Source organism: Flavobacterium sp. FlaQc-52 (assembly GCF_044007495.1).
Taxonomy (GTDB): Bacteria; Bacteroidota; Bacteroidia; order Flavobacteriales; family Flavobacteriaceae; genus Flavobacterium; species Flavobacterium cupriresistens.
The window spans coordinates 300,266-316,475 of the sequence record NZ_JBIPCV010000005.1 but is presented as its reverse complement, the minus strand read 5'-3'; the positions used below and the strand labels follow the sequence as shown (position 1 = coordinate 316,475).

Genomic DNA, 16,210 nt, shown 5'->3' with positions numbered 1-16,210 from the left:
AAAGTTATGGAAAAGGTTTGCGGAGTTTCTTGTGTGATTTCTCATGCTTCGAAATGACAAAAAAAAGGCTGTTTCACGAATCGCGAAACAGCCTTTATATCTCTATAAAAAAACTCTAATTATCTAGAATAATTTGGAGCTTCTTTAGTAATCGTAACATTATGCGGGTGACTTTCTGTGATTCCGCTAGAAGTGATTCTAACAAAACGTCCAGTCTCTTGCAAAGTTGGAATATCTTTTGATCCACAGTACCCCATTCCGGCGCGAAGACCACCGATGAACTGAAGCATGCTTTCGTTTAATTCTCCTTTGTAAGGAACACGACCAACAATTCCTTCCGGAACTAATTTTTTAACATCGTCTTCAACATCCTGGAAATAACGGTCTTTAGATCCACCTTGCATGGCTTCAACAGAACCCATTCCACGGTAAGATTTGAATTTTCTTCCTTCGAAAATGATTGTTTCTCCCGGAGATTCTTTTGTTCCTGCTAATAATGAACCTAACATTACACAGTCAGCTCCGGCAGCAATAGCTTTAGGAATATCTCCTGTATAACGAATTCCACCATCAGCAATTACCGGAACTCCTGTTCCTTTTATAGCTGCTGCTACTTCAAGAACCGCAGAGAACTGAGGGAAACCAACACCGGCAACGATACGAGTTGTACAGATAGAACCAGGTCCGATTCCAACTTTTACACCATCAGCACCATTTTCCACTAAATATTTAGCCGCTTCGGGAGTTGCGATGTTACCTACAATTACATCAATATTTGGGAATTTTGTTTTTACTTCTTTCAATACATTCACAACACCTTCTGTATGTCCGTGAGCGGTATCAATAATAATAGCGTCTACTCCTGCAGCAACTAAAGCTTCTGCTCTTTGAACAGCATCTCCTGTAACTCCAATTGCAGCAGCAACTCTTAAACGTCCAAAAACGTCTTTGTTTGCGATTGGTTTTTGAGTTAGTTTGGTAATATCTCTAAAAGTTATTAAACCAACTAATTCGTATTTATCATTTACAACCGGTAATTTTTCGATTTTGTGGCCTTGTAAAACTACTTCCGCCTGTTCTAATGAAGTTCCTTCTGCAACGGTAACCAAGTTTGTGCTTGTCATTACCTCAACAATAGGCTTGGCACCATTTTTCTCAAAACGCAAATCACGGTTTGTAACGATACCTTTTAAAATTTTATTCTCATCAACAATTGGGATTCCACCAATTCCGAATTCTTTCATTGCATTTTTTGCATCTGCAATTGTTGAAGTCAACGGTAAAGTTACCGGATCGATAATCATACCTGCCTCAGCACGTTTTACTTTTCTAACCTTTGCAGCTTGCTGCTCAATCGTCATATTTTTATGCAAAACACCAATTCCGCCTTCCTGCGCCATAGCGATTGCCATTGCACTTTCGGTAACGGTATCCATAGCAGCTGATACTATTGGAACGTTTAATGTAATGTTTCTTGAAAATTTTGATTTGATGCTCACTTCGCGTGGAAGCACATTCGAGTAGTTAGGTACTAATAATACATCGTCATAAGTTAAACCTTCGCCGATAATCTTGGAGTTGTGTGCTATCATGTTGCAATTTCTAGTTGAATTGCGTGCAAATATAGTGAATAAATTGGAAACTTGTTCACTAACTTATTCATAAAATTTAATTTACAAGAAAGAACTTACAAATAAAAAGCGCTTGATTCTGCATTCTAACACCCCAACTTCTACCGTTAATGCTAGCGTATAGAATGGCACACAGACGAGATAAATAACTTATTTTTTTTTTGAACCATATAAGTTATATAAGTTCATTTAAATTTTGCTTTCTTTAAAATGAACTAAAAAAACTCGCATTCGAACCAATTAAGACAAGTTATTATATGAATTTACATTACTTATGGTCACTTAATTTTTTAAACCATATAAGTTATAAGTTCATTTAAATTTTGCTTTCTTTAAAATGAACTAAAAAAACTCGCATTCGAACCAATTAAGACACACTATTATATGAACTTATATCACTTATATGGTTTAATATAGCATTATAACATTCTAATTTCTTCAATCATAGCCAATGTAAAGAATAACACATGCGAAATAGGTGACTTAATTTTTAAACCATATAAGTAATAATAAGCTAATTTAAATTTTGCTTTTTCCTAAAATGAACTAAAAAAAACTCCTATTCGCACCAATTAAGCCAAGCTATTATATGAACTTATATCACTTATATGGTTTAATATAGCATTATAACATTCTAATTTCTTCAATCATGGCGATTGTAAAGAATAGCACATAACCAAAAATAGGTCACTTAAATTTTTGAACCATATAAGTGATATAAGTTCATTTAAATTTTGCTTTTCTCTAAAATGAACTAAAAAAAACTCCTATTCGCACCAATTAAGCCAAGCTATTATATGAACTTATATCACTTATATGGTTTAAACACACAACAGTAAAACACATCATTCATCACTATCCTGAAAAACAAAATTGAAACCGAATTGAAATGCCAGACTTTTGGCTTTTGTAACATCTTTATATTCCAAAACATTATTAACAAGGGCATAAAGATTAAATTTTCCGATAGTCCCCGAAAGCCCTAAACCGATATTTTTCTTAGAAAAAGTATCAAATGTATATGTAACTTTTCCATCCAGTTTTTCAAAAATACTACGCTGATAAAAAGCGGTAAAAGCAGCAAAGGGGGCTTTTGGCATTGACATCACAAACAACTGACCTCCCACGGCGTTTACATATTTTCTCCCCACACTTCCTTTACAATTACAATCCTCATCTGAGCGGGATTCTCCGAACGAATACTGCATAGAGGAATAAAATTTAACCGGTCTCCAAGTGGTGTATTTCGAATAAAGTGTATCGCGTGGAATGGCTTTTTTGAACTCATCAAAAGCATTTTCAGGATCATTGGTACCCGAAAAAATAGGATTTACACCATCATACTTGTAAAATCCTTTGTACGTATAAGTTTGAACATCTTTGGACTGTTTAATAAAACCGACATCCACAACACTCGCTGTAAATTGAAGATTTTCTTTAAAATAATACGTAAGTCCGGCATCGAAACCGAGGCCTAAACTTCCGTCAAGAAAGGTATTACGAGCAAGATCGCTTGCTATATTTCCATTATAGTCGTCTTCTCTAAAACTAGCAATTCCTGCAGTTCTGATTTCGAGGTTGGAGGAAATAGCCTGATTGTAAAAATTGGGTGTTCCCGCATTTTGTCCGGTGTAAATATAACCCGAATTCTTTGTCGCTGTTATGTTGGCACCACTTGAATAAATTTTAGCACGACCACCAAGAACTAACTTCTCGCTTACCTTTTTATGAAATCCGATGTGAAAAACAGAAAGTACTTCTGCTTTAAGATTTAAATCTCCTAAATTGAATGATTTTCCAATATGATCCCGATTTCCATCTAATGCCAAAACAGCTACATCTTTGGGGAAATACATCAAGAAATCAAATTCCTGATACACTCCAAACGAAACATATGATTTACTATCCCTGTCTCCTACTCTAAAACCTCCCGAGAATACTTCGAGCTGTTGATTGATATGTGTTTTATCCGTATTCGATGATCGGTTTACGATGCTTCGAACTTTATCATTAAAATCAACTCCATTATCAGCGAATAAATCATAGGCCGAAAAGCTCTTTGATCCTATATTAGCAGAAACTCCGGACAATAATGGAACTCCAAAATAAAATTTGTATGACACATCAGCACCCGGATTTACAAGTGATGATTGCGGAATAGAGGTGAAATTATACAGTACTTCTTTGTTCTGAGAAAAAGAGGAAAACTGAAAAAGCATTATTAAAATTAACCCTATCTTCTTCATTCTATTTCCATATAAACTGTTGCACCTGATCTCAATTTTAAACTTCCCGGACTGCTTTCATTTAAGGGCGGCCCCGCGTCCATTTGTAATACAAAGCCAGCTTTAGTTGTTTGCTTTAACAATGCTAATCTTTGATTTTCAAATACTTCTGTAGGGTACTTTATTACATTTGAACTCCCTGAGTAAGCAGGAACTAAAAGTGTTATCGTTTCCAGCGTTTTGTTATCCTCACTAATAAGCAATAATTTTACCGTAAAAGCTCTGTTTATCGTATTTTCAATTTCAAAATCAAACTCAGCTTTCACCACATCATCCCGTAAAAACTTTTCCTTAAAAACATCAAACTCCTGTACATCAGATGTAATTATTTGCTCAACTCCATTATCAACAAATTGATTCGCGGGCACATTAAAATAAGCCAAATTACCGACCAAGACAGGTTGCAACTTGAAGTCATCAACTTGATCAAAATTTAAATCACTTGAACAGGAAACGAAGAATAAAGAAAAAATAATAAATGGAAGTATTTTATTTTGAAAGTACAATTTCATGACTACCTGATAATTAGATTTAAAGAACTCCAAATTGAGAGTTACTGATTATTATTTTCTATGTCAAACAAAAATACTTCATTTTTAATGATATTTCCCAAACAATTTTGACGCTTCATTATAAGCACTTTCAAAACTTAAAGAATTTAGTTCTGTTCTTTTTTTGTTTGCGGTAAAATAAGAAATCAACTTTTCTGTAGGCATATTTCCGGTTAGTTTATCAGTAGCCATCGGACACCCGCCAAACCCCTGAATAGCGCCATCAAAGCGGATGCAACCTGCTTTATACGCGGCATCTATTTTCTCAAACCAACTATCGGGCGTCGTATGCAAATGCGCTCCGAATTCTATTTGTGGGTATTTCGGAATTAAATTCGAAAAAAGATACGTAATCACTTCCGGTGTAGAACTTCCGACCGTATCGGAAAGCGATAAGATTTTCACTCCCATATTAGACAACTTTTCCGTCCAATCTCCTACTATTTCAACATTCCACGGATCACCATACGGATTTCCGAAACCCATAGAAAGGTAGGTTACTACTTCTTTGTTTTTTTTATCAGCAATTTCAAGAATTTCCGATAACGTAACTAAAGATTCTGCGATGGTTTTATGTGTATTTCGCATCTGAAAATTCTCTGATATAGAAAAAGGAAAACCCAGATACTGAATAGGTTCGTGCTCTGAAGCTGAAATGGCGCCTTGCGTATTTGCAATTATAGCCAAAAGCTTACTGGTTGTTTGAGATAAATCAAGCTGAGCCAACACTTCTACCGTATCCTGCATTTGCGGAATCGCTTTTGGAGATACAAAACTTCCAAAATCAATGGTATCAAATCCTACTCTAAGCAAAGCTTGTATATAGGAAACCTTATTTTGAGTCGGAATAAAATCCTTGATACCTTGCATAGCATCACGTGGACATTCGATAATCTTAATTTCTTTATTCAAAGCTTATTCTTTTATGAAGGCTAAGTTAGTTTCTTTTTTAAAGAAATAAAAACTATAATTTTCTTTAATGCTAAAATTACATGATTGTGTAACATTTGAAGATGTTACGCAATAACGTAACAATACAAAATGTTACACAAAAACGTAACATTTAAAAATATTGCGTACTTTTGTAATACTATTATTATTTATTATATTTGAATCTATGACTAGTGTAATCACAGGAGACTTAATTGACTCCAGAAAACAGAAATCAAAAGATTGGGTAGAAGGTTTAAAAAAGATCCTGTCTTTATTTGGCGAGGCACCCCTGCAATGGGAAGTATACAGAGGAGACGAATTTCAAATCGAAATAAAGAACCCTGAAGACGCTTTATTGTCGGCGATTTTAGTAAAAGCACATTTAAAATCTATCAAACTGGATGCGAGAATGAGCATTGGATTTGGCGACAAAACACATGCTGCTGAAAAAATATCTGAAAGCAATGGCTCTGCTTTCATCCATTCGGGGGAACTTTTTGAGACTTTAAAGAAACAAAAAGTGACTTTAGCGATACAAACAGGTAACTCGCTAATCGACGAAAAAATGAATCTGATGCTTCAGTTAGCCCTTACTTTTATGGATAACTGGCCGGCACAATCTGCCGAATTTGTAGCTATTGCAATAGAAAACCCGAGTTTATCTCAAGAAGAATTAGCACCGAAGTTAGGCATCAAAAGAGCTGCTGTGAGTCGCAGACAAAAACGTGCCCAATTTGATTTGATACTAAGTCTGGATCGTTATTTTAGAAAACAAATAAATACTTTATAGTCTTATGCTTTTATTTATAAAATTACTTTTAGCCCACCTATTAGGCGATTTTATAGGCCAGCCCAATTCATGGGTAGCCAATAAAGAAGCTAAAAAACATAAAAGTATTTATTTATATCTTCATATTCTTCTTCACGGAGTTTTGACGGCCATTCTTGTCGGAGAAATTCAATTTATACCCTATGCCGTTTTTATTACCATTTCACACGGAATAATTGATCTGATCAAGCTACATTTTCAAAAAAATAAAACAAAACGCACCTGGTTTATAGTAGACCAAATTCTGCATGTTTTAGTTTTAATCGGAGTTGTTTTTCTCTATCAAAACAAATCAATCGACATCAGCTGGTTTGGCAATCAGTTTTGGATTTTAATCACAGGAATTTTATTGGTCACAAAACCAACTTCCATTTTTATCAAGATAATTATTTCCATCTGGAGCCCTGAGAGCAGCAATGCGCATAGCGATAATTCACTGGCTAAAGCAGGAAACTATATTGGTATATTAGAGCGTCTGTTTGTTTTCTGTTTTATACTGACGGGTCACTTTGAAGCCATTGGATTTTTATTGGCTGCAAAATCGGTTTTTAGATTTGGTGATCTAAAAGAAGCCAAAGACAGAAAACTTACCGAATATGTTCTAATTGGTACTTTACTAAGTTTTGGCACCGCAATCCTCACCGGACTTATCGTGCAGGCATTACTTTTACAATTGCTTTAAAATCTTTTTATTGATGGCCTTTATCAAGGCCGGGCCTTCATAGATAAAACCGGTATACAATTGTACCAGACTTGCTCCTGCATTTAACTTTTCGATGGCATCATCCGCAGAGTGAATACCTCCTACTCCAATAATAGGGAATGCTTTATTACTTTTTTCAGAAAGAAAACGAATAACCTCTGTAGAACGCTTCGTTAAGGGCTTCCCTGACAAACCACCCATTTCTGTTTGATTCGCAGCTTGCAATCCGTCACGTGAGATGGTAGTATTTGTAGCAATTACACCCGCAATCTGAGTTGTTTTCACAATATCAATAATATCCAATAACTGCTCATCTGTTAAATCCGGAGCAATCTTCAATAGAATAGGTTTTACTTTTTGACTGCTTGTTTTTTGCTTTTCTATATTTCTGTCCTGCAACGTCTGCAACAAAGCTGTTAGTGGCTCTTTGTCTTGCAGCGCTCTTAAATTTGGAGTATTTGGAGAACTTACATTCACCACAAAATAGTCAACGTGATCAAATAAGGCATCAAAACAAATAATATAATCGTCTACCGCGTTTTCGTTTGGAGTGACTTTATTTTTACCAATATTCCCCCCAATTAAAACATTTGAATTCTTTTTTAAACGTTCTACAGCTTCCAGAACTCCACCGTTATTGAATCCCATTCGATTGATAATCGCCTGATCTTCTTTTAAGCGAAACAAACGCTTTTTAGGATTTCCTTCCTGACCCACTGGGGTAACGGTTCCAATTTCAATAAAACCGAATCCAAAATCAGAAAGTTCTTTATACAATTTAGCATCTTTATCAAATCCTGCCGCAAGTCCTACCGGGTTTTTAAATTTAATTCCAAAAACTTCTCTTTCCAGACGATTGTCTTTTACTTCGTAAACGGATTTAATTATTGACGAAACTCCTGGTATTTTTGAAATGAATTTAACGAAAGAGAAAGTGAAGTAATGTACTTCTTCCGGATCAAACCAAAAAAGTATCGGACGAATTATCAATTTATACATAGTGTGTTGTTGTTGTTGTTTTTTCGGTGGCAAATTTAATTATAATACTTGAAAGTGTCCCTATGATAGTTTAATACTGCTACAAAAATTTACTTAAAAACCGGAATTAAATGCACTTGTTCGTTAAAATCAGTTTAATTTTTAAATATTTATACGTTTTTTTTTATAATTTAGTGAACCTAAAACACTGAAGATGAAAAATATAAAAAATGCAATTAAAAAGTTGGCAGTCCAATGCTTGATAAGCTCTTTTTTTCTAATTTCACTTGACGGTATGGCACAACGTCATGGAGGCGGTGGAGGACATGTCGGCGGCGGTGCACATCGCGCAGGCGGAGCTACTCAGGCCAGACCAGCACCAAAAGCCAGACCGGCAAACACAACAAGACCAACAAGGCCAGCTACAGGGAACAAAACCTCCACAATCAACAGATCTGGCAACACTAACAACAAAGTAACCAGACCCAATAATTCCGGAACAAAAATTGGAGACAATAAAGTAACCAATAACAGAGGGAATGCTACAACAAACAGAAACAAAACCGGCAACAGAAACAACATTAGCGGTAATACTGTTAATAAAAACAGAAACAACGTAAACATAAATGTAAACAACAGCGTTCACGTTCGTAACAATCGTAATACGGTTGTAAGAAGAAACAATGTTGCTTATGGTCGTCCCGCATACCGATATGGCGGATACCGATACAATTGTTACCACCCTTATTTCTACCATCCGTACAGACCTTTTTATTGGGGACCGGTTTGGCATCCATGGGGATTCTTTATTACGTCTTTGGCCGTTACAGCAATTGTTGTTAGCGTAGAGAGCACTCAATACCACTATGATCAAGGGGTTTGGTACCAATCATCAAGCGGAGGTTACACTGCCGTACCGGCTCCGGTTGGAGGAACGGTCAACAATATTCCAAGTGGCGCCCAGACGGTCAATACAGGAACGGTCAACAATTATTATTACGGCGGAACCTATTATGAAAAAGACGGTAGCAATTATAAAGTAGTAGCACCAACAGCAGGAACAATAGTTGAAAGTCTGCCTGAAGGTGGTGAAGAAGTTACGGTTGGTGATGTAAAATACATCAAATTTGGTGAAACATACTATCAACCCGTACAAGTTGACGGTAAAGACAAATACGAAGTAGCTCTTGTTGAAGAAGATAAATAGATCCTTCTGATGAAAAAATAAAATAATTCAGATAAAAACTATTTACTCTATAGAAACAGTAGAATTTTTATATATTTGAAATGAAATTAGATAACCTTATTAAACGAATTGTATTTAATAAGGTTATTTTTTTACATCATAGGCATTATTACCCTATACAATACCATTCAAACCAAAATCACCCAAAATGAAAACTAAAACTTATTGGATTTTTGCCATACTTACCATCTCCATTATTACTCTTGCTTTCGGTTATACCACTTTTAAAAGTCCGAAAGAAAAACTGGCTGCCGTAGATTGTGCTGAAACTCCAAATACTGCAGCCGAATCTGATTTTAAACCAACCATTGCAAACAAAACTCCTGCCCCCTCTAAAGCACCAAAAGGAATGGTTTGGATTCCCGGTGGAGAATTTTCGATGGGTAGTAATGTTGAAGATGAAAGTTTGTGCAGCATAAAAGGCGTAACAAAAGACGCTGCTCCTATTCACCGCGTTTATGTAGACGGTTATTTTATGGATAAAACCGAAGTCACCAACGAAGAATATGCAAAATTTGTAAAAGCCACCGGATATGTAACTGTTGCGGAACAGAAACCAACTAAAGAAGAATTTCCAACGGCAGCCGAAGAAGATCTAATAACAGGATCTGTTATATTTACTCCGACACCAGCCGCAGTTAATCTGAACAACTTTTTACAATGGTGGTCCTATGTTGGCGGTGCCGACTGGAAACATCCCGAAGGCCCTCAAAGCAGTATTAAAGGAAAAGAAAAATATCCTGTAGTTCACATTACCTATGAAGATGCTGCTGCCTATGCAAAATGGGCCGGCAAAAGATTACCTACTGAAGCGGAATGGGAATTTGCTGCCCGTGGCGGTAAAACCGGAAACTTATACGCCTGGGGAAATACATTAAAACCAAATGGAAAATTTCAAGCCAATATATATCAGGGGCACTTTCCAATCAAAGACGGAGACACCGGTGAAGATGGATTTAAAGGAATTGCACCAACTGCACAATTTGAGCCAAATACCTATGGCCTCTATGACATAGGCGGAAACGTATGGGAATGGGTCAACGATTGGTATAGTGTAGACTACTACCAAACGTTAGCCGGAGACGGAAAAATCACCAAAAACCCACAAGGACCGAAAGCTTACAATGACCCAAGCGATCCAACAGAGAAAAAAAAAGTACATCGAGGCGGATCCTTTTTATGCACCGATCAGTATTGCACACGCTATATGGTCGGCACAAGAGGAAAAGGAGAAATCAGATCTGCAGCCAATCATCTTGGCTTTAGATGCGTAAAAAGCATCTGAAAATAAAACACAACAAAAGGGTTCTACAAAACAGAATCCTTTTTTATTTGAATTTAGATATTAAGAGCTACAATTTTACAGCTAAGAAAAATGTCTATATTTGCTAAAAAATAAAAAAATGCAACATATTATTGATCGTTTTATAAGTTATGTAACAATTGATACAGAATCTGATCCAAATTCAAAAACAACTCCAAGTACAGAAAAACAATGGAACCTTGCCAATAAATTAGTCGAAGAACTAAAAACAATTGGTTTAGAAGACGTTACAATAGACGACAAAGCATACATCATGGCTACTTTACCAAGCAATGTGGATCATGAAGTCCCTACAATTGGATTTATTTCGCATTTTGACACTTCACCGGATTTTAGCGGAGCTAACGTAAAACCACAAATTGTTGAAAATTACGACGGAAAAGACATTGTTCTGAATGCCGAAAAAAACATCATTTTATCGCCTGACTATTTCAAAGATTTATTACAATATAAAGGGCAAACGATCATCACAACTGACGGAACAACGCTATTAGGTGCCGATGATAAAGCCGGAATTACTGAGATTGTTTCAGCAATGGAGTATCTGGTACAGCACCCTGAAATTAAACACGGTAAAATCAGAATTGGATTTACCCCTGACGAAGAAATTGGTCGCGGTGCACATCATTTTGACGTAGAGAAATTCGGAGCACAATGGGCTTACACCATGGACGGAAGTCAGATTGGCGAATTAGAATACGAAAACTTTAACGCTGCAGGCGCCAAAATTACTTTTAAAGGAAAAAGTGTTCATCCGGGTTATGCAAAAGGAAAAATGATTAATTCAATGCTGATTGCAAATGATTTTATCAATGAACTTCCAAAAGGAGAAACACCACAACAAACTAAAGGATACGAAGGTTTCTTTCACGTTCATCATATTGCGGGACATATTGAAGAAACCGTTTTAGAACTTATCATTCGCGATCACAACAAGAAAAAATTCGAAAAACGAAAAGAATTAGTCGAAAAAATTGCGAAGAAAATCAATAAAAAATTCGCCAAAAAGTTCGGTGAGGACATTGTAACTATTGAAGTAAAAGACCAATATTACAATATGAAAGAAAAAGTACTTCCCGTAAAACATATCGTTGACATAGCCGAAAAAGCAATGAGGGAATTAGACATAAAACCGATCATAAAACCTATTCGTGGCGGAACTGACGGTTCACAACTATCTTATATGGGATTACCATGTCCTAATATTTTTGCCGGTGGTCATAATTTTCACGGAAAATATGAATATGTTCCCGCAGAAAGTATCCAAAAAGCAACTAATGTCATTGTAAAAATTGTCGAGTTAACAGCAGTACCGGGAATTTTTGATGCACCTGAAAAACCTAAAAAAAGAAAATAACTGGAACCAGCATCCGATAAAAAACACGTTTGGGACAAAGTCAATAATTGGGAGGAAGAATTACTTCTTCTTCAATCAATTATTGACAAAACCGAACTGATTGAAACCGTAAAATGGGGCGGCCCGGTTTATGTTTACAATAAAAAAAATGTTATCGGAATTGGGGGTTTTAAGGATTATTTTACCATTTGGTTCTTCAATGGCGTTTTCTTGAAAGACGAGAAAAAGAAACTCATCAACGCCCAGGAAGACAAAACAAAATCATTGCGTCAATGGCGTTTTACCTCTAAAGAAGAGGTAAACGAAAAAGAAGTTCTGGAATATATTCTGGAGGCTATTGAAAACGAAAAACAGGGAAAAGTCATCAAACCAACAAAAAAAGAAACAATCGTTTCTGAGTTGCTCGAAAAAGAAATGAGTCAGAATCCGGCTTTAGCAAAAGCATTTCAGGCTTTTTCTCCTTACAAACAATATGAGTTTTTAGAATATATTGAAACTGCCAAACAGGAAAAAACTAAACTTTCAAGAATCGAAAAGATAATCCCGATGGTTTTAGGACATATTGGGCTGAATGATAAATACAGGTAGTTAAATTCCAATTTTTTAAAATTCCAAATTCCAATTGTTTGGGAACTGGATGTTGTTGTTTACTTGTTTCTACTTGAGAAAAAAGAATGATAACTAAAGTCTCCTACTGATTTTCCAGATTAAATTTGCTTAACACAACTTTTATACTTTAAAGCTACGAAAAATCACGCCAGCAATTCCGCATAGTAAGCGACCAATCTTTGTCGAGTTACGCGTGTGATTTCTCGTACCTCGAAATGACAAAAAAAGGACTGAAATTCCAATACTAAAATTCCAAACTTCTCCCAAATGTCACCCTGAGCGAAGTCGAAGGCTTATTCTCGAAATCGCCTATCTTTTAAACATAATACCTCTAAATTCGAAATGACAAAAAAAAGGGGCTGAAATTCTAATACTAAAATTCCAAATTCCAAACTTCCCCCAAATGTCACCCTGAGCGAAGTCGAAGGCTTATCCCCGAAATCGCCTATATTTTAAACAAAATGTCTCTAAATTCGAAATGACAAAAAAAAAAGGACTGAAATTCCAATACTAAAATTCCAAATTCCAAACTTCCCCCCAAATGTCACCCTGAGCGAAGTCGAAGGCTTATCCCCGAAATCGCCAATATTTGCCGAGTTTCGTGTATGATTTCACGCGTCTCCAAATGACAAAGTTATAACGAGTACTAGTTTTCAGCCATAAAAAAATCCCAAATTCCAGTATTACAACTTTGGAATTTGGGATTTTAATTTTTTTTGGAATTTAAAAAAAACTATGCTTTTTTGTTCAAAGCAGCGCTCATTTCCATAGAAATTGCAGAACGCTCTAATTTTAATTTTCCTGACATTGTTTCAATGATTACGGTAGTTTCTGCAAGTTCAACTACTTTACCGTGAAAACCACTTTTTGTAATTATTTTGTCACCTACTTTTAGGCTGCTTTCAAATTCTTTTTCGTTTTTTGCTCTTTTTTGTTGCGGTCTGATCATAAAGAAATAGATTACCACAAACATTAATAGAAATGGCGCAAATTGAGTTAATTGTCCCATAATTTAAATACTTTTTTGTTTATTATTAATATTCTTTTTGGAATTTGAAATTCTAGTTTTTGAAAATTACTTTCAATTACATCAAACCTCTACCAACTTTAATCATCTTTTTGTTAGCTTCCAGCTCTTTAACTAAATTATCTAAAATTCCGTTGATAAAAATACTACTTTTTGGTGTAGAATACTCTTTGGCAATTTCTAAATATTCGTTAAGAGTTACTTTTACAGGAATTGAAGGGAATTTTAAAAACTCGCAAATTGCCATTTTTAAAATAATAGTATCAATTTCAGCAATACGATCACTGTCCCAGTTTGGTGTTTTATCATCGTATTCTTTTGCAAAAATCGACTCATTTAAAACGGTTCTTCTAAACAAATCTTTTGCAAAATCTTTATCCTCTACATCTTTGTACAATTTTGGTACTCTAAAATCGTCCGGATCTTGTGTTTTAATCGCTTTCAGTTGCTTGATAATATGCGTATTTACAACCGGAATATCATCAACCCATGTTAATTTATCATCTTCCAGATATTCATACAATTTATCATTCGGAACAATAACATCAGCGAACAAGTCAATTACAAATTGTCTGTCTTCTTCAAAAGTATTGGTCGAATTGCTCATGTATTTAGTATACAATTCGCTTGATTTAATATCATTTAAAAGCAATAAAATATAATCATCATTTAATGACCAGTTATTGATTTTACGATTTTCTAAAGCGATACTAAGTGAATTACTTTCGGCAAGTAGTTGAAAAATTTTATTATTGATAAATTTTTCGTTCGGATTACGTTCTGCAGCAGTTGCAAGATGTTTTTTACTTGAAAGATGTAAAAAAACAGACTCTTTTTTACAAATTTCTATCAACGAAGAAAGCATTATAAGGTATAAGTCCTGAATATTATCTATGCTATAAAAAAGAAATTTCTCTTCTTTTTCCATATTATCAGAACCGCTTTGATGCATTGCATAAATGGATTGCATTACTTTAACGCGTATGTGTCTTCTATTTACCACCTTGTAAGAACATTTTAAAATTAGGGTGCAAAAATAAGAATTAAACAGGTTATAATGAAATTTAATCCAATAAAAAACACAATTCGTAATCAATTAAGTTTTAGTCGTAGGGGGAAAGTCGCAGTTTTCAGTCTCAGTCACCGTTTTCAGTCTTACTCGCGGCCTTTAAAATGTACTGATAAATAAAGGAAAGTCGCGGTTTTCAGTCGCAGTTTACAGAATCTATCAATAATCTGAGTTCGATCGTTAAGTATCTGATTTTCATGCATTATATTTTTTATTCGAGGTCATTTTTTGATCTTGCTAGGACAAAACATCAGTCATGATACCTACAAGGTCAAAAAAAAGACCTTGCAGGATCTGTTATTTAAACTTTAATGAATAAAAAAAGTCTCAGTTCTCAGTCACAGTCTTCAGCGTATACTGAGAACCGGGACTGAAAACTGAGACTAAAGACTAAGTCTTAAAAACTACTTCTTAGCGTTCTCGATTTTTCTTTGATCGATACGATTCTGAGCAATTGTAAGTGCTGCTTTATGTGTAGTCATTCCGTTTTTCACAGCGTAATCGATAATTTCTAAAGTTGTATTGTAGATATTTTCGGTTTTACTCATGATTTCGGCTTTACCGTAGTGCTCTAATTCAGCGTAAACATTGATAATTCCACCCGCGTTGATTAAGAAATCCGGTGCATATAAAATACCTCTTTCCTGTAATCTTGCTCCGTGTACATTCTCATCTGCCAACTGATTATTGGCCGCTCCGGCAATAACTTTAGCTTTTATTTTGTTTACAGTATCATCGTTGATGGTTGCTCCCATTGCACATGGTGCATAAATATCAACATCTGCAGTATATAAATCTTCTCCGGTATAAATTGTAGCATTGTATTTTGAAGCTACCTGATACAATTTTTCTTCGTTGATATCGGTAATAGTCACTTGTGCGCCTTCTTTAGTCAAATACTCAACCAAAGTTTCACCCACGTGTCCAATTCCTTGAACCAAAACTTTTTTACCATCTAAAACATCAGAACCAAACTGACTTTTTGCAGCCGCTTTCATTCCTAAATAAACACCGTAAGCCGTTACAGGAGAAGGATTTCCTGAACCACCTCTTTCTTCAGAGATTCCGGTAACATAAGGCGTTACATCTCTAACGGTATCCATATCTTTAGTCTCCATTCCAACATCTTCAGCTGTAATATATCTACCACCTAAAGAGTGAACAAATTCGCCAAACTTACGCATTAACTCAGGAGTTTTTTGCGTTTTGGCATCACCAATAATTACTGCTTTTCCCCCACCAATATTCAGTCCGGTAATTGCAGATTTATAAGTCATACCTCTTGAAAGACGCAAAACATCGTTTAAAGCTTCCCATTCAGTATTATAATTCCACATTCTAGTACCTCCTAAAGCTGGTCCCATAACTGAATTATGAATACCAATAATTGCTTTTAAACCTGTATCTTTGTCATTGCAAAATACAATTTGTTCGTGATCGTTAAAAGATAACTGACCAAAAACAGGATCCATTTTTTGAAGTTCCTTTCCAGTTGTGAAAGTTGCATCCATAGCGCTACTATTTATTTGTTAAAATTATGAATTTGTCAAAAAGACATCTCAAACATAAACAAAAAATACACATGTGCTATTTTTTTGTCTTTAGAATAACAAATTAACAATCAATTTATTGTGAACAAATTGCGTTTTCTATTGCTTTTTATTTAAA

General features: G+C 35.2%; 14 protein-coding genes. 6 read left to right on the top strand and 8 right to left on the bottom strand.

Annotated elements, in window-relative coordinates:
• Window positions 1-119: 119 nt before the first annotated feature.
• The 4 genes from guaB to ACHRV5_RS11740 all read right to left on the bottom strand — a co-directional run bounded on the left by guaB (window position 120) and on the right by ACHRV5_RS11740 (window position 5,379).
• The gene (guaB, locus tag ACHRV5_RS11755) at window positions 120-1,592 is read right to left on the bottom strand and encodes an IMP dehydrogenase (protein WP_047775477.1); all 1,473 of its coding nucleotides are present in this window, start codon (window positions 1,590-1,592) and stop codon (window positions 120-122) included.
• Between the two features lie 884 nt (window positions 1,593-2,476).
• The gene (locus tag ACHRV5_RS11750; RefSeq protein ID WP_395426876.1) at window positions 2,477-3,877 is read right to left on the bottom strand and encodes a DUF5723 family protein; all 1,401 of its coding nucleotides are present in this window, start codon (window positions 3,875-3,877) and stop codon (window positions 2,477-2,479) included.
• Window positions 3,874-4,428 (bottom strand): hypothetical protein, encoded by a 555-nt coding sequence (locus ACHRV5_RS11745; RefSeq protein WP_395426875.1) that lies wholly within the window; start codon window positions 4,426-4,428, stop codon window positions 3,874-3,876. The genes ACHRV5_RS11750 and ACHRV5_RS11745 overlap by 4 nt, the downstream gene beginning before the upstream one ends.
• A gap of 84 nt (window positions 4,429-4,512) precedes the next feature.
• Window positions 4,513-5,379, bottom strand: a complete 867-nt coding sequence (locus ACHRV5_RS11740) for a hydroxymethylglutaryl-CoA lyase (RefSeq protein ID WP_395426874.1) — start codon at window positions 5,377-5,379, stop codon at window positions 4,513-4,515.
• Window positions 5,380-5,584: 205 nt separating this feature from the next.
• Between ACHRV5_RS11740 and ACHRV5_RS11735 the strand changes: the two genes are divergently transcribed.
• Window positions 5,585-6,190: a hypothetical protein gene (locus tag ACHRV5_RS11735; RefSeq protein WP_395426873.1), complete on the top strand. Its 606-nt coding sequence runs from the start codon at window positions 5,585-5,587 to the stop codon at window positions 6,188-6,190.
• A gap of 4 nt (window positions 6,191-6,194) precedes the next feature.
• Window positions 6,195-6,911 carry a DUF3307 domain-containing protein gene (locus tag ACHRV5_RS11730; protein WP_395426872.1) on the top strand — a complete coding sequence of 239 codons (717 nt, stop codon included), beginning with the start codon at window positions 6,195-6,197 and terminating at the stop codon, window positions 6,909-6,911.
• On the opposite strand, the gene ACHRV5_RS11725 is transcribed toward ACHRV5_RS11730, so the two are convergent.
• Window positions 6,897-7,931 carry a quinone-dependent dihydroorotate dehydrogenase gene (locus tag ACHRV5_RS11725; protein ID WP_395426871.1) on the bottom strand — a complete coding sequence of 345 codons (1,035 nt, stop codon included), beginning with the start codon at window positions 7,929-7,931 and terminating at the stop codon, window positions 6,897-6,899. The genes ACHRV5_RS11730 and ACHRV5_RS11725 overlap by 15 nt on opposite strands.
• 193 nt (window positions 7,932-8,124) lie before the next feature.
• On the opposite strand from ACHRV5_RS11725, the gene ACHRV5_RS11720 reads away from it, so the two are divergent.
• The 4 genes from ACHRV5_RS11720 (at window position 8,125) to ACHRV5_RS11705 (ending at window position 12,425) form a co-directional block, all read left to right on the top strand.
• Window positions 8,125-9,117 carry a DUF6515 family protein gene (locus tag ACHRV5_RS11720; protein WP_395426870.1) on the top strand — a complete coding sequence of 331 codons (993 nt, stop codon included), beginning with the start codon at window positions 8,125-8,127 and terminating at the stop codon, window positions 9,115-9,117.
• Window positions 9,118-9,304: 187 nt separating this feature from the next.
• Entirely contained in the window at window positions 9,305-10,441 is a 1,137-nt protein-coding gene (locus ACHRV5_RS11715) for a formylglycine-generating enzyme family protein (RefSeq protein ID WP_395426869.1), read from the top strand.
• 118 nt (window positions 10,442-10,559) lie between these two features.
• A complete protein-coding gene (gene pepT, locus ACHRV5_RS11710; protein WP_395426868.1) occupies window positions 10,560-11,837 on the top strand; it encodes a peptidase T in 1,278 nt (425 codons plus the stop codon).
• Complete coding sequence (locus ACHRV5_RS11705; protein WP_047775460.1) at window positions 11,838-12,425, top strand: YdeI family protein; 588 nt, start codon at window positions 11,838-11,840, stop codon at window positions 12,423-12,425.
• Window positions 12,426-13,179: 754 nt separating this feature from the next.
• On the opposite strand, the gene yajC is transcribed toward ACHRV5_RS11705, so the two are convergent.
• The 3 genes from yajC to ACHRV5_RS11690 form a co-directional block, all read right to left on the bottom strand.
• A complete protein-coding gene (yajC, locus tag ACHRV5_RS11700) occupies window positions 13,180-13,455 on the bottom strand; it encodes a preprotein translocase subunit YajC (protein WP_047775458.1) in 276 nt (91 codons plus the stop codon).
• A gap of 76 nt (window positions 13,456-13,531) precedes the next feature.
• Complete coding sequence (gene nusB / locus ACHRV5_RS11695; protein ID WP_395426867.1) at window positions 13,532-14,443, bottom strand: transcription antitermination factor NusB; 912 nt, start codon at window positions 14,441-14,443, stop codon at window positions 13,532-13,534.
• Between the two features lie 503 nt (window positions 14,444-14,946).
• Complete coding sequence (locus ACHRV5_RS11690; RefSeq protein WP_047775457.1) at window positions 14,947-16,053, bottom strand: Glu/Leu/Phe/Val dehydrogenase; 1,107 nt, start codon at window positions 16,051-16,053, stop codon at window positions 14,947-14,949.
• Window positions 16,054-16,210 lie beyond the last annotated feature (157 nt).

Bases quoted from the DNA above. Each gene is read 5' to 3' on its own strand.
- ACHRV5_RS11745 (WP_395426875.1), bottom strand. From the start codon at position 4,428: ATGAAATTGTACTTTCAAAATAAAATACTTCCATTTATTATTTTTTCT.
- ACHRV5_RS11720 (WP_395426870.1), top strand. From the start codon at position 8,125: ATGAAAAATATAAAAAATGCAATTAAAAAGTTGGCAGTCCAATGCTTG.
- ACHRV5_RS11725 (WP_395426871.1), bottom strand. From the start codon at position 7,931: ATGTATAAATTGATAATTCGTCCGATACTTTTTTGGTTTGATCCGGAA.
- ACHRV5_RS11690 (WP_047775457.1), bottom strand. From the start codon at position 16,053: ATGGATGCAACTTTCACAACTGGAAAGGAACTTCAAAAAATGGATCCT.
- yajC (WP_047775458.1), bottom strand. From the start codon at position 13,455: ATGGGACAATTAACTCAATTTGCGCCATTTCTATTAATGTTTGTGGTA.
- ACHRV5_RS11715 (WP_395426869.1), top strand. From the start codon at position 9,305: ATGAAAACTAAAACTTATTGGATTTTTGCCATACTTACCATCTCCATT.
- ACHRV5_RS11750 (WP_395426876.1), bottom strand. From the start codon at position 3,877: ATGAAGAAGATAGGGTTAATTTTAATAATGCTTTTTCAGTTTTCCTCT.
- ACHRV5_RS11730 (WP_395426872.1), top strand. From the start codon at position 6,195: ATGCTTTTATTTATAAAATTACTTTTAGCCCACCTATTAGGCGATTTT.
- pepT (WP_395426868.1), top strand. From the start codon at position 10,560: ATGCAACATATTATTGATCGTTTTATAAGTTATGTAACAATTGATACA.
- guaB (WP_047775477.1), bottom strand. From the start codon at position 1,592: ATGATAGCACACAACTCCAAGATTATCGGCGAAGGTTTAACTTATGAC.
- nusB (WP_395426867.1), bottom strand. From the start codon at position 14,443: ATGCAATCCATTTATGCAATGCATCAAAGCGGTTCTGATAATATGGAA.
- ACHRV5_RS11735 (WP_395426873.1), top strand. From the start codon at position 5,585: ATGACTAGTGTAATCACAGGAGACTTAATTGACTCCAGAAAACAGAAA.